A 13863-nucleotide genomic window follows, 5' to 3' on the forward strand; every position below is an offset into this window, starting at 1 on the left:
GGCTTCGCGCGCCCCCGCTCCCAGGTCGGGAGGGCTCCGGCCGGCCACCCTGGGAGCGGGCCTGACGGCAGGGCGCGCCCCATGATCACCTCGGGCATCGCGGCTTCATACCCGCATGAGGGAGCCACTCCAGCAGGTCGGTCTCCACGATCGGCCCGCCGTCGCGCGGCACCCGGAAGGTCTTCACCTCGGCCGGGCCGAACTCGGCGCGGATGGTGCGGCCCACCAGCGGCAGGTCGATCGACGCGGCGGCCGGGCGGCCGGCGGTCTCGTAGGCGCGGACCACCAGCGCGTCGTCGTCCTCGGCGAGTTTCAGCACGGTCGGCAGCACAGCGTCGTGGTCGACGGCGCAGAACGAGGCCTGCCGCGGCAGGTCCCCGGTGTGGTAGGACTCCAGCAGCGCGAACGGCGGCTGGTTCAGCTCCGCCGCCAACCGGACGGTGCCGGCGGCCCGCCAGTCGCCGCCGTGCGGCAGCAGCCGGTAGGTGAACCGCTGGATGCCCTGGTCCAGGTAGTCGTAGTACTCCTCGCCGTCCAGCTCCTTGGGCTCGTGCCAGGCGTAGACGGGGCTGCGCGCGACCGTGATGCCGATGTCGCCGCCGCGCACGTCGTGCCCGTACTTGCCGTCGTTGAGCACGGACAGCCCGGCGGCGCGGCCGTCCGGCAGCCGCCCGGACACGTCCACCCACGCCTGGGCGGCCTCCTCGCTGCCCACGGCCGGCCGCTCCAGATGGCCGTACGGGATCTCGAAGGTGGCGATCTCGTCGGTGACGGCCGTGGGGAAGCGCAGCTTGAACAGCCGCTGCCGCTCCCGCCAGTCCAGCGTTACCCGCACCTCGACGTGCCGCGCGCCCGCGCCCAGGACGAACTCCTCCACCAGCCGGGACGCGCCGAACCGGCCGCACACCCGCAGCACGGCGCGCACCGGTCCCTTCTCCACCAGCCGCACCGACTCCGGGGTGAACTCGCCGATCACCTTCTCGTACGCCCAGACCCGGTGGCCCCAGGTGTCCGAGGGGTCGTCCACGACGACCGCGTGCGCGCCGGGCCGCCGGACCAGCTCGACGTCGTTCACCTTGTCGTGCAGCCGGCGCAGCCACCCCGACTCCGGGTCGATCTCCACCGCGACGCACGCGTTCTCCAGCACGGAGTCGGTGGCGTGCAGCCGGCCGGCCGGTTGTTCGGCCGGCGCCGGGTAGATCCGGTACACCCGGTAGCCGAGCGGCGGCAGGTCGGCGGCCACCACCAGCCGGCGGCGCCGGCCGTTCACCGTGGCCGCGGACCGGGTGCGCTGAACCGCGACCTCGGCGCCGGTGTCGTCGACCACCCGAGCACCGGCCTCCGGGAACCCGCCGAACTCGAACTCGACGTCGGCGCCGGTGCGCCACGGGTGCGGGTTGAACACCACCAGCGGCGTCATGTCCGGCTCGGCCGGGATGTCGACGCGCCGGCTCAACGCCTGCACCGCCCGGTTGAACGCCTGCCCGGCCAGCGAGTTGGCGTGCCCGTACTGGTCCCGGCTGTCCGCGTAGGCGTCCCGGATGGCGGTGCCGCCGAGGGTGTCGTGGAAGGTGTTGAACAGCACCAGCTTCCACGCCTCGGTGAGCGCTTCTCTCGGGTACGCCACGCCGGCGGTCACCGCGCTGGCCGCGGCCCACTTCTCCGCCCGCAGCAGGGTGTTCTCCGCGTGCCGCTGCCACCGCTTGATCCCGGAGTGCGCGGAGTAGCAACCCACCGCGTGGTGCTGCAACTCCCCGGCGTGCACGGGGATCGGCGCGCCACTGTCCAGGACCCGGTCGAAGAACTCGCGCGGCGAGCTGCACCGCATCCCGGGCAGCCCGTCCGTGGCGTCCAGCCGGCGGATCGAGTCCAGGTTCGCCCGGGTGGGGCCGCCGCCGTGGTTGCCCACCCCGTAGAACACCATCAGCTCCGGCACGTCCGCCGGCACCTGGGCGAGCGAGGAGTCCACCTGGTGGCCGAGGTCGCCGGCCGGGCTGCCGTACTCGTGCGGGATGCGGTAGGCGAGCACCCGCGATCCGTCCGGCGACTCCCACCAGAAATAGGGGCCGGGCAGGGCCATCTCGTGCGGCCCGGGCCGCAGGAAGATGTAGGCGTCCATGCCGGCCTTGCGTAGCAGTTGCGGGAGGCTCGCGTTGTGCCCGAACGGGTCCACGTTGCAGCCGACCGTGGCGGTGACGCCGAACTTCTCCCACAGGTACCGCTGCGAGTACAGCGCCTGCCGGGCGAACGACTCCCCGCAGGGCAGGTTGCAGTCCGGTTCCACCCACCAGCCGCCGACCATCTGCCAGCGCCCGTCGGCGATCCGCCTGCCGATCTCGGCGAACAGTTCGGGATCGCTCTCCTCGACCCACGCCAGGTAGCAGACCGAGTCGCAGGTGAAGACGAACTCGGAGTACTCGGCCATCCGGTCGATGGCGGCCCGGAAGGTGGCCCGCACCTCCTGGTAGCCCTCCGGCCACTGCCACAGCCACACCGGGTCGATGTGCGCGTTGCCGATCATGTGCAGCAGCCGCCGGTCCGGCGCCGTGGTCATGGCGTGCCCGCCGCGGTCGGGGTGTCGCCGGCGGCTGGCGCGCCGTCGCGGCGGCGACGGCCCAGTGGTGGAACACGTATGGACATCGGGGTTTTCTCCCGCCGGGGGAAACGGGAAGGTGACAACGATTCCGTATGGGATCGTTACCACAAGCTAGAGACCGGGTGTCGCCACGTCAAGAAGGCATCCGGGGGGCTACCGGCCGGGGGTCAGCGGGGATTCCGCGTCGGTGGCGCGGTCGAGGAGCGGACCACGAGTTCGGGTTCCAGGTTCAGCACGGTGGTGCCGCGGTCCGGATCGCCCTCGGCCAACCGGTCCAGCAGGACGCGGGCGGAGCGGCGGCCCAGCTCGACGCTGTGCTGGCTGACCGTGGTGATGGAGGGCCGGACCATCGACATCCACGGCACGTCGTCGTACGCGGCCAGGGACAGTTGCCGGGGCACCGCGACGCCGCGACGCTGGATCTCCTGCAGCGCGCCCTGGGCGAGGACGTTGTTCGCGGCGAACACCGCGGTCAGGTCCGGATGCTCGTCCAGCAGCCGGCCGGTGGCCTTGCCGGCGGCCTCCGGGTCGAAGCCGGCGTTGCGCGCGATCAGCCGCTCGTCCGCCGGCACGCCGGCGGCCTGGTGGGCGGCGTGGTAGCCGGCCAGCCGGCCGGCGCCGCTGGTCCACCGGGTCTCGTCGATGACCAGGCCGATCCGGCGGTGGCCGAGGTCGAGCAGGTGCCGGGTGACCATCTCGGCACCGGCCTCGTTGGCGCCCAGCACCGCGTCGCCGTACCGGCGGCTGACCCGGCGATCCGCCTGCACCACGCGGATTCCCTGCTGGTGCAGCGTCTTGACAGCGCGGGCTGACACCGGCGTGAGGATCACCCCCGGCACCCGCATGGCCAGGAACTCGGTCACCGCCCGCATCTCCTCGTGGGCCTGACCGTTGTCGTTGACCAGCACCATGTGGTAGCCGGCGGTGCGCAGTTCCTGCTCCACGCCGGCCGCGAGGTCGGCGTAGAACGGGTCGCGTAAGTCGGAGATGAGCACGCCGATGGAGCGGCTGGACCGGTTGCGCAGGGTGCGCGCGTTGGCGTCCGGCACGTAGCCGATCCGGCGAACCGCGGCGAGTACCCGCTCCCGCACCGCGGCCGCGGCGTAGCCGTTACCGGACAGCACCCGGGACACGGTCGACGCCGAGACCCCGGCCTCCCGGGCGACATCGGCGACGGTAGGCCGGCGAGCACCGGTGCCGCGAGCGGATCGCCTGGCATGGGGCCGTACCGTTCCGCCGGTCACGACCGGAGAGTCTAACCCGGACCGGGCGCCGCGACCGGAGTCGCCAGGTAATGCACCCGGCGGTAGTCCCGCCAGACGCGGGCGACCTCGGCGAGATCGTCGGGGCGCAGTGGCTCACCGCTGTGGTCGATATAACCGGTGGTGACGGCTCCGGTCACCGCACGTCCACGAGCGCTTCCGCATGCTCGCCGAACCGCCGCCGGCCCACGGTGAGGTCGGCGGCCACCCTGGCCCGGCGGCAGGTGACCGCCGGTGGGGTCAGTGTGAAGGTGAACGTGGTGGTCCGCCCGCCGGGCACGGTGCCCGCCGCCTCGGCGGGCGCGCAGGACCATCCGGCCGGCGTCGCCATCCGTACCCGCACGGTTTCGGTGCGGTCGAACGGGTTGCGCGCCTCGACGGTCAGCCGCACCGGGGTGGCCGGCGCGGTACGCACCCGGTACGGCCGGATCCACGCGCCCACGCCCTCGGCCTCGAAGTCCACATCGGACAGCGGGAGCAGGTCGCGGTGCAGTTCGGCCAGTTCCTCCCCCTTGGCGAGCAGCATGTCCAGGTAGGACGCGTCCACCCGGCGCGGATCCCAGTGCCCGCTGATCATCAGGTCCGGGCTGAGGTTCTGGTAGAGCTTCGCGCTCGCGACGAAGTCGTCGATGCGGAACCGGTTCTTGTACTGGAAGTTGAGGATCTCGGTGCGCTCGCCGGGTTGCCAGGTGGTGGACTGCTGGTCGCCGGTGGCGATCACCCGCTGCCCGTCCACCTCGAAGCTGATCGCGACCGCGTGCAGGGTGTGGCCCGGCAGCGGGTAGGTGGTGAGTTCGTACTCGTGCCAGCGCACCGGCCGTTCCGCTTCGAGGATCCGGTCGGTGGGGATCGGGTCGTACCACAGGCAGGGCAGGTCGTACCGCCACGGCTCGGCCAGCACATCGGCGACCGAGCGCTCGCACCAGACCTCGGTGCCCTCCACCTCGCGCAGCAGGTTCAGCCCGGCGACGTGGTCGTCGTGGTAGTGGGTGGGAATGGCCACCTCGATCCGGTTCACGCCGAAGTCCCGGCGCAGCGCGGTCAGGCTGGGCAGCCAGGGCAGCCGGGACGACCGGTCGGCGCCGACCGGGGCGCCGACCACCATGTCGCAGCCGAAGTCGAGGAACAGCGCGTTACCGGTCTCGGAGAGCAGCACGTAGCTGGTGGCCAGGCTGGTGCGGTTGCGCAGCAGGTGCGGGGTGACCACCTCGAACGGCCGATCGTGCCAGTCCCGGGCGTCCCACGGCGTGTCCCGGCGGGAGTCGGTCAGCGCCCGCAGCCGCGCCTCCAGCAGGTCGAACGCGGCGGGCGGGTCGTCGATCGGATCGCCGTGCGCGGGCAGCACCAGGTCGGGCGCGCGGTCGGCCAGTTCGTACAGGGACAGCACGCTGTGCCGTACGCCCTCCAGGCCGGAGTAGGACCACTGGGTGGCGGCCAGCGACCACACCTTTCCCGGGCCGTAGATCAGGTCGCCGGTGAACGCGAGCCGGCGGCCGCCGGCCTCCAGCAGGTAGGACACCGAACCGAGGGTGTGTCCCGGGGTGGGCAGCGTGGTGATCCGGTGACCGCCGAAGTCGCGGGTCTGGTACGGGGGCACCGTCCCGGTGATCTCGACCGGTTCCCGCAGGGAGAACCGGTCCTGCCGGAGGTCGTAGTAGTTGTCCAGGTCGCGGCGCTGCCAGTGCTCGTCGACCCGGGTGAACAGGTCACGCTCCACCGGTGGCACCCATACCCGCGCGCCGGCGGCCACCGCGCGGGCCAGGCCCTGTGCCTGGTCGCGGTGGTGGTGGGTGAGCAGCACGTCGGTCACCCGGTCCGCGCCGAAGCCGTCCAGGTGGTCCAGCACGTCGCCGGAGCCGAAGTCGATCAGCACCGCGTCGCGGCCCCGGACCAGGACGTACACGTTGCAGGTGTCCCGGAATAACCACACGCCCTCGGACAGCGCATGCGACATCGACGGTCCTCCCTGCGTGTGGCAACGTTGCCACATAGTGCCGGACGGGGGTGTGGCGCACAAGAGCGGCCGCCGCGCCGCTCCGGGCGTGCCCGGACGGTTCTCGGTGGGCCGACCTGCGACATGACTCACGCGGCACTCCCAATAATAATTGTCATCTGCAACACTTGCCTCGTGCAAGAGCTTGCCGGTGACCAGGTGGCCTCCGCGCCGGCGTCGGGCCGTGACGGGCGCGGCGACGGGCTCGCGGGCGCCGGCGCCGCGGTGCCCGGTCGGGCCGCGCGCAAGGCGTCCCACCTGGGCGACTTCACCGTCCGGCCACGCATGCTGCTGATCACCGGCTGGGCGGTGGGCGTCGGCGCGGCCAGCGCCCTGGCCGCCTGGGTGCTGCAGAAACTGATTGGGCTGATCACCAACGCCGTCTTCTACCAGCGGTGGAGCACCGATCTGGTGGCTCCGGGGCTGCACCGGCACGACCCCGCGCTGGTGCTGCTCGCGCCGGTCGCCGGCGGCCTCGTCGTCGGGGTGATGGCGCGGTTCGGGTCGGAGAAGATCCGCGGCCACGGGATGCCCGAGGCGATCGAGGCCATTCTCACCGCGGGCAGCCGGGTCGCGCCCCGGGTCGCGGCGCTCAAGCCGGTGTCCGCGGCGGTCAGCATCGGCACCGGTGGCCCGTTCGGCGCCGAGGGACCGATCATCATCACCGGGGGAGCGGTGGGTTCCATCCTCGCCCAGGGCCTGAGGTTGAGCGCGGACGAGCGCAAGACCCTCCTGGTGGCCGGCGCGGCGGGCGGCATGGCCGCGACGTTCAACTCGCCGCTGGCGTCCGTCCTGCTCGCCATCGAGTTGCTGCTTTTCGAGTGGCGGCCGCGCAGCTTCGTGCCGGTGGTCGCCGCGGTGGGCACCAGCGCGGTGGTGCGCGGATTCCTGCTCGGCACCGGTGCGCTGTTCCCCGTCCACGTCACCGACCTGCACCTGGCCCCCGGCGTCCTGGCGCTGTGCGTGCTCTCCGGCGTCACCGGCGGCGCGCTCGCGGTGGCCGCGACCTGGCTGGTGTACCTGGCCGAGGACGGCTTCGCCCGGTTGCCGGTGCACTGGATGTGGTGGCCGGCGATCGGCGGTCTGGTCATCGGCTGCGGCGGGCTGTTGCAGCCCCGCGCCCTCGGCGTCGGCTACGACGTGATCGGCGCGCTGCTCACCGGCCAGGCGACGATCGGACTCATCGTCGGCATCCTGGTGGTCAAGACGATCATCTGGTCGCTGTCGCTGGGTTCCGGAACCTCCGGTGGCGTGCTGGCCCCGGTGTTCATGATCGGCGGTGCGCTCGGCGCGCTGGAGGGGGCCGCCTTTCCCACCGTGGCGCCGGGCTTCTGGGCGATGATGGGGCTGGCCGCCGTGGTCGGCGGCGTCATGCGTTCCCCGCTCACCGGGGTGGTGTTCACCCTGGAACTGACGCGCGCGTGGCCGGCGGCGCTGCCCCTGCTGATCTCGTCCACCGCGGCGTACGCGCTGTCCACGCTGGTGCTGAAGCGGTCGGTGCTGACCGAGAAGATCGCCCGCCGGGGCCTGCACCTGACCCGGGAGTACTCCACCGACCCGCTCGAGGCGTTCTTCGTGCGGGACGTCATGGACTCCGACGTGTTCATGCTGCGCGACACCGACACTCTGGCGGAGGGCCTGCGCCGCACCCGCGCCGACCACGAGGGCCCGGCGGACCGGGTGCAGCACCTGTACCCCGTGGTGGACGAGCACGGCCGGCTGGTCGGCGTGGTGACCCGCAACGACCTGCTGGAGCGGATGGCTGAGGGTGGCGACGCGGCCACCGTGGCCGACGTGATGCGCCGCGACCCGATCACCGTGCACCCCGACGACACGCTCAGCCATGTCGCGTACCTGTTCGCCGAGCACGGGCTGACCCGAGCCCCGGTGGCGGCGCGCGACGACCACCGCGCGGTGCTCGGCATGGTGACCCTGGCCCATCTGCTGCACGGCCGGCGGCACGACCTCACCGAGGACCGGCACCGGGAACGGGTGCTGTCGGCGCCGATCCCGCGGACGGTGGCCCGCCAGGGCTGAGCACAGCGTCGCGCTGCGTGGCGGCATCATGCCGCACAATCTCCGCCGGCCACACCCGTCTTCGGGTCCTTCGGCTACCAGTCGGTGTTCGTCTACATCGCCGCGTGCTGGGCGATCGTCGCGGTCACCGTCGGCGCGTTCGGCCCGCGCACCGGGATGCGGAACCTGGAGCGGCTGACCGAGTCCGCCCCCGACTCCGGCGCCGCCGTGTCCGAGGCGGCCGCGTCCGTCGCGCCGCGCGCCGCGGACTGAGCCCGCGGTCGGCGACTTTCCGATCGTTGACCGGCGGAACGTCCGGCGTTGACGGTCGGCGATCCCTGGTCATAATCGGACAACATTGGTTGTCAGTTGGCTGCGGGGCGGTCCGATGACGCGGCAGGGGAGCGGGACGAGCGCCGAGGCCTCGACCACCCGGGAGCAGCCGCGCCCGCTCGGACCCGACTCGTTGACCTGGAAGTACTTCGGGGACTGGCGGGGGCTGCTGGCGGCGCTGTGGGCAGGTTCGATGCAGAACATGCACCCCGAACTCGGCGTGGCGGTGGAGCAGCACTCCCGGTTCTTCGAGGAGCGCTGGCAGCGGTTGTTCCGCTCGATGTACCCGATCGGCGGCGTGGTCTACGACGGGCCGCGAGCCGTGCGTACCGCCCACGAGGTGCGCGGCTACCACAACACCATCAGCGGCGTGGACCGGCACGGCCGGCCCTACCACGCGCTCAACCCGGACACCTTCTACTGGGCGCACGCCACGTTCTTCATGAGCGTCATCCTCACCGTCGAGTACTTCGGCGGCGGTCTGTCCGAACTGGACAAACGTCGGCTGTTCGACGAGCACGTGCGGTGGTACCGGCTCTACGGCGTGAGCATGCGCCCGGTCCCGCCGGACTGGGAGAGCTTCCAGGCGTACTGGGAGCACATGTGCCGCGAGGTGCTGGAGGACAACGGGGCCACCCGGGACGTGCTCGACGTGCACGCGCTGGCCAGGCCGCCCGCGCTGTCCTGGCTGCCGGCCGCGCTGTGGCGGTTACTGCGGATCCCACTCGGCCGCGGCTACCTGTGGATCACCGTCGGCATGTACCACCCGGCCGTGCGGGAACGGCTCGGCTACCGGTGGACCCGCACGGACGAGCTGCTGCTGCGGTGGTTCGGCCGCCTCGTCCACCACGGGTGGAAGCTGGTGCCGCGCTCCCGGCGGTACCACCCGAGGGCGCGGGCCGGTTGGCGGCGCGCGGCCGGTGAGATCCCGGCCGACGCGCCGCCGGTGGAGACCCCGGTGCGCAATCTGCCGCCGGCCAGTGAGTGGCACAATCCCGCGCACTACGTGCCGGCGGACCTGCGGCGCCGGGCCCACCGCTGACCGTCTCCTACCGCACCCGCAGAGTGTCCTTTTCGGACTGGACGGCGGTGTCCCAGTCGATGCGGTACCGCTGCTCCGGTCCGAGGGCCTTCTCCGGCCGCATCACGGTCTTCGTCATCAGCCGCATCAGCACCGGCAGCAGCGCGCTGGTCAGCGGACCGGGTGCCTTGACATGGTTGACCTTCGCGGCGCGGGCGGCGATCCGCTCCACCCGTGGCCGCCTGCGGCGCTCGTAGGCGGCGAAGGCGGCCCGAGGGTCTGCCGCGACCGGCCCGGCGATCCCGCCGCCGATGACCAGTGCGGTCCGTACCTTCGTCATGGTGTTCTCCCAGGGGATCCGGCGGACCGGGGGATCCCGGTGCCGACGCGTGCCAACCCGCCCCGCGGGAGAACCCGGCTATCCTTGCGGCTGCCACCTCGTGTCCGGATTCGCATGCCGCGGGTATCGGTTCGAGGTTCGCCGGCCCCGGCGGTGGTGCGGCAACACCCCCGCCGGGGCCGGTGCTCTACTCCGTGCCGCCTCCTTCCGCCAGTTCGGCGAGGTCGAGCGGCACCTCACCGGTGGCATGCCAGTGCCGCCACCCGGTCAGGTCGGGAAACGTGCCGGCGGCGAGGTCGTCGACCAGCGAGCGGATCCAGGCCGCCTCCGCCTCGCGAACCGCCAGTTCGTACTCGCTCTCCACCAGGAACAGCCGGGGCACCTCGCGGCGGTACTCGGCCAGTGACTCGCGCAGCGCGGCGATGCCGCCCTCCACGGCGTCGAGCCGGCGGCGCAGCAGGGTGGTGGCCTCGTCCGGGGTGAGCGCGGCGAGCATGGAAAGGCCGGCCTTGAACCTCGGGTGTTCCGGCTGCGGGGTGGAGACCAGTTCGCGCACCCAGTCGACCAGTTCCGCGCGGCCGGCGTCGGTGATCCGGTAGACCGTCCGCTCCGGGCGGGCGCCCTCCCGCGTGCTGTCCGCGACCTCGATGAACCCGTGCTTGGCCAGGTTCCGCACCACCGTGTAGAGCGAGCCCCACTTGATCTCCATGTCGTCCTCCTTGCCGCGGGAGCGCAGCAGGGAGGCGATCTCGTAGGGGTGCATCGGCCGTTGTACGACGGTGCCGAGCACGGCGAGCCCGAGCAGGTTGCTCACCTTGCGTCGCTTCGCCATGGCCTCCGCCTCATCTGCAAATACTCGCGGCCGAGTATACGCAAGCGAATATACCGCGGGCAAGGAGGCGGCTGGGAAGGCCGTGGCCGGGAAGGACGTGACCGTTGCCGCCGAACGGTGCCGTCCACACCGCCGGCTGGCTGCCGGGTTGGGATTCTCACGTTCACCTGGTGCCGCGCGGTCCAGCCGCGAGAATGGCGGAAGTGTCGATCCCCGAGGTGGTGCTGCTCTCCGTCGCCGGCGTCGGGGCGGGGCTGATCGGGAGCGTCGCCGGGCTCGCCTCGCTGATCAGCTACCCCGCGCTGCTCGGCATCGGGCTGCCGCCGGTCACCGCCAACGTCACCAATACCGTCGCGCTGGTGTTCAGCGGGGTCGGCTCGGCGCTGGGCTCCCGGGTCGAGTTGACCGGGCAGGCGACGCGGCTGCGCCGGCTCGGCGTGGCGGCACTGCTGGGCGGTGCCCTCGGCGCCGGCCTCCTGCTGCACACCCCACCCGGCGCGTTCGCCCTGGCCGTGCCGTGGCTGATCGGCGTGGCGTCGGTGCTGATCCTGGTGCAGCCGCAGCGGCTGGTGCGGCGGCTGCGAACCGCCGAGGCCGGTGCGGTGCCCACCGCCGCCACCTTCCTGGTCGCCATCTACGTCGGCTACTTCGGCGCCGCCGCCGGCGTGCTGCTGCTGGCGGTACTGCTCGCCGTCACCTCGGAGACGCTCGCCCGCAGCAACGCGCTGAAGAACGTGACGATGTGCCTGGCCAACGCGGTGGCCGCGGTGGCGTTCGGGTTCTTCGGGTCGGTGCGCTGGGCCGCGGTGCTGCCGTTGGCGCTCGGGTTCCTGCTCGGCGGCTGGCTCGGCCCGCTGGTCGTCCGGCACGCCCCCGCCCGCGCGATGCGGGTGGCCATCGGGCTCGCCGGCCTGGGGCTGGCCGGCTACCTCGGCGTCAAGGCCTACCGCTGACAGACTGTTCCGGTCAGGACTTACCTGCGATGACGAGCACGGGAACGCGCCAGGGCGAAGCCCCGCGATCGCGGCGGCGGGGCGTTCTGTCAGGCACAGCCGAAGTGCCATGTGCGGTCGCGCCCCGGCGACGCGATCGCGGCGCGCGTTGACCGAACAGGCACTGACACCGTGGTGGCCGGCCGCCGGTGCTGGGATGCTGGCGGTGGAGGTTCCCGGTGTCCCGGAGAGCGGTGCTGCTGGCGGGACTGGTGACCGTGCTGGTCGCCGCCGCGGTGCTCGCCGCCCTGCTGGGCCGCGGTGCCCGGTCCCCGCACGCGGCCGGACCCGCCGGCCCGGCCAGCCCACCCGCACCGGCCACCACACTCGGACCGGTGGGGGTCACCGCGGCGTGGGTGATCGAGGAGAACCGGCGGCCGGGCAGCCCGGAGTGGCGGATCGGTGGCACGCCGGGCGGCATCGAGGGTTTCGCCGACCAGGTCTACGCCAGCCGGGGGCAGACCGTGACGCTGTACGTGTCCGGCGACGCACCCCGGTTCCACGTCGAGGCCTACCGGGTGGGCTACTACCAGGGCGCCGGTGCGCGCCTGGTGTGGCGCTCCGACGAGGCGCCGGCGGCGCGGCAGCCGCCGTGCCCGGTGACGCCGGGCACCAACATGGTGGCCTGCGACAACTGGGCTCCGTCCCTGCGGATGGCCCTCACCCCGGCGTTCGTGCCCGGTGACTACCTGCTCAAGCTGGTCGGCAGCGGCGGGGCACAGAGCTACGTTCCGCTCACGGTGTGGGACCCGGCGAGCCACGCCACCTACCTGGTCAAGAACGACGTGTTCACCTGGCAGGCGTGGAATCCCTACGGCGGCTTCGACTTCTACGCCGGCCACGGCACCTGCCGGGGCGGGTACCCGCTGTGCTCGCGGGCCCGGGTGGTCTCCGACGACCGCCCGTACGGCGACGGGCAGGGCACCGGGGACTTCCTCGACCTGGAGGCGCCGCTGGTGTGGTGGGCGGAGGAGAACGGGCTGGACGTCTCCTACGCCACCGATCTCACCCTGGTGCAGCATCCCGAGGTGGCGCTGGCGCACCGGGCGCTGCTGTCGCTGGGGCACGACGAGTGCTGGTCGCTGGCGGAGCGGCGGGCCGCCGTCGCCGCCCACGACCACGGGGTCAACCTCGTCTTCTTCGGCGCCAGCCCGATCCTGCGGCACGTGCGGCTGCAGGACTCCCCGCTCGGGCAGGGCCGCGAGGTGGTCGACTACCGGGACGCCGCGGAGGACCCGCTGAACGGCCGCGGTGATCCGCTGGAGGTCACCGGCAACACCTGGGCTGCGCCACCGGCGAACTGGCCGGAGAGCGACTTCGTCGGCGCCGCCTACAACGGGTTCCTCCGGCCGAACGCCCCGCCCGGCGGGTTCACCGTGGTCGACGCCGGGGCGTGGATCTTCGCCGGCACCGGGCTGCGCGACGGCGCCGTCGTTCCCGGGGTGATCCGGTCCGATGTGGACCGTTTCGACGCCGGCGGGGGCCACCCGCCCGACGTGCAGATCTTCGGCCACTCCCCGCTGCCGGTGGCCCAGGCGGAGGCGAACACCCGGAACGGGCCGGTGTTCTACTCCGACATGACGTACTACACCGACCCGCGCGGCCACGCCGGCGTGTTCGACTCCGGGACCAACAACTGGATTCCGGCGCTGGCCCCGTGCCCGCGGGGCGTCCCCTGCCCCGCCGAGGTGGTGCGGCGGATCACCGGCAACCTGCTGCGGGTGTTCGGGCAGGGCCCGGCCGGGGACGTCCAACCGTCTCAGCCGAACTGGCAACGCATCTACCCGCCGGCGGCGCGCTGAAGCGCCCGCAGGTCACGGAACGGTGACGAAAATCGGTGCTCCGGCGCTGACGAGGTGAGAGGACCGAGTGACCGGCCGTGGGAGGGTTCCGATGCCAGGAGGCGATCACATGGACGACGGTGGCCACGGATGCGGACTCGGCTCGGTGTGGACGCCGTATCCGTTCGGCGACGGCACTGGCACCGAGTCGATCCGGGCGCGGGACGTGCTGCTGCGGATGGCGGAGGTGCTGATCGCACACGGGGTCGCGGAGGAGGACGTGGAACTGGTGCTGCCGTCGCCGCGCCGGTTGCAGGTCGCGCTGGCACGGCAGCGGCAACGCGAACGCGACGCCGCCCTCGCCGCTGACCAGGACGTGTGCTCGGTGTTACTGGCGGTGTGCCCGCAGCACGGGGACACCCTACGGCCGTCGCCGGAGGGAATCCGGTGCTCGGTGCGCACCTGCCGGCGCCGCTGGCCGGGGCCGCGCTGGGTGCGGCACTGTGACCAGCCGGCGGTCGCCGTGGTCGACGATCCCGACATCGGCGAGCGGCGGCGGCTGTGCGCCAGGCACCTGGCCGCCGAGCGGGGCGAGAGCACCGGGGTGCCTCTGGTCAGCACCGCGCCCGCGCCGAGCCGCTGACAGCCCGTTCCGGAACCGGACCGACCCTGCGACGCGATCGCGGCGCGCGTTCAG

Annotated in this window: 12 protein-coding genes; 6 read left to right on the top strand and 6 right to left on the bottom strand. The window is 72.7% G+C overall.

All coding sequences use genetic code 11. The annotated features are described in order from the left end of the window. Positions 1-85: 85 nt before the first annotated feature. From FFT21_RS16175 to FFT21_RS16185, 4 genes are all read right to left on the bottom strand, one after another. Positions 86-2554 carry an alpha-mannosidase gene (locus tag FFT21_RS16175; RefSeq protein WP_137814708.1) on the bottom strand — a complete coding sequence of 823 codons (2469 nt, stop codon included), beginning with the start codon at positions 2552-2554 and terminating at the stop codon, positions 86-88. 209 nt (positions 2555-2763) lie between these two features. After that, a complete protein-coding gene (locus FFT21_RS16180) occupies positions 2764-3840 on the bottom strand; it encodes a LacI family DNA-binding transcriptional regulator (protein ID WP_137814709.1) in 1077 nt (358 codons plus the stop codon). A gap of 11 nt (positions 3841-3851) precedes the next feature. After that, positions 3852-3998: a hypothetical protein gene (locus tag FFT21_RS28850; protein WP_153816555.1), complete on the bottom strand. Its 147-nt coding sequence runs from the start codon at positions 3996-3998 to the stop codon at positions 3852-3854. After that, positions 3995-5812 carry an MBL fold metallo-hydrolase gene (locus tag FFT21_RS16185; RefSeq protein ID WP_137814710.1) on the bottom strand — a complete coding sequence of 606 codons (1818 nt, stop codon included), beginning with the start codon at positions 5810-5812 and terminating at the stop codon, positions 3995-3997. Before FFT21_RS16185 ends, FFT21_RS28850 begins: the two co-directional genes overlap by 4 nt. A gap of 174 nt (positions 5813-5986) precedes the next feature. On the opposite strand from FFT21_RS16185, the gene FFT21_RS16190 reads away from it, so the two are divergent. From FFT21_RS16190 to FFT21_RS16195, 3 genes are all read left to right on the top strand, one after another. Beyond that, positions 5987-7888 (top strand): chloride channel protein, encoded by a 1902-nt coding sequence (locus FFT21_RS16190; protein ID WP_225978458.1) that lies wholly within the window; start codon positions 5987-5989, stop codon positions 7886-7888. 84 nt (positions 7889-7972) lie between these two features. Further along, entirely contained in the window at positions 7973-8140 is a 168-nt protein-coding gene (locus tag FFT21_RS28855; protein WP_153816556.1) for a hypothetical protein, read from the top strand. Between the two features lie 115 nt (positions 8141-8255). Then, entirely contained in the window at positions 8256-9242 is a 987-nt protein-coding gene (locus tag FFT21_RS16195) for an oxygenase MpaB family protein (RefSeq protein WP_137814711.1), read from the top strand. A gap of 7 nt (positions 9243-9249) precedes the next feature. On the opposite strand, the gene FFT21_RS16200 is transcribed toward FFT21_RS16195, so the two are convergent. Both FFT21_RS16200 and FFT21_RS16205 read right to left on the bottom strand, forming a co-directional pair. Continuing rightward, positions 9250-9561 carry a hypothetical protein gene (locus tag FFT21_RS16200; RefSeq protein WP_137814712.1) on the bottom strand — a complete coding sequence of 104 codons (312 nt, stop codon included), beginning with the start codon at positions 9559-9561 and terminating at the stop codon, positions 9250-9252. Between the two features lie 187 nt (positions 9562-9748). After that, positions 9749-10393, bottom strand: a complete 645-nt coding sequence (locus FFT21_RS16205) for a PadR family transcriptional regulator (protein WP_137814713.1) — start codon at positions 10391-10393, stop codon at positions 9749-9751. Positions 10394-10587: 194 nt separating this feature from the next. Between FFT21_RS16205 and FFT21_RS16210 the strand changes: the two genes are divergently transcribed. The 3 genes from FFT21_RS16210 (at position 10588) to FFT21_RS16220 (ending at position 13809) form a co-directional block, all read left to right on the top strand. Further along, on the top strand, positions 10588-11346 hold the full coding sequence (locus tag FFT21_RS16210; protein WP_137814714.1) for a sulfite exporter TauE/SafE family protein: 759 nt from the start codon (positions 10588-10590) through the stop codon (positions 11344-11346). A gap of 218 nt (positions 11347-11564) precedes the next feature. After that, entirely contained in the window at positions 11565-13187 is a 1623-nt protein-coding gene (locus FFT21_RS16215; protein ID WP_137814715.1) for a N,N-dimethylformamidase beta subunit family domain-containing protein, read from the top strand. Positions 13188-13296: 109 nt separating this feature from the next. Continuing rightward, complete coding sequence (locus tag FFT21_RS16220) at positions 13297-13809, top strand: hypothetical protein (protein ID WP_137814716.1); 513 nt, start codon at positions 13297-13299, stop codon at positions 13807-13809. The last annotated feature ends 54 nt before the right edge of the window (positions 13810-13863 follow it).

Origin of the sequence: Gandjariella thermophila (assembly GCF_005405885.1) — a bacterium.
GTDB lineage: Bacteria > Actinomycetota > Actinomycetes > Mycobacteriales > Pseudonocardiaceae > Gandjariella > Gandjariella thermophila.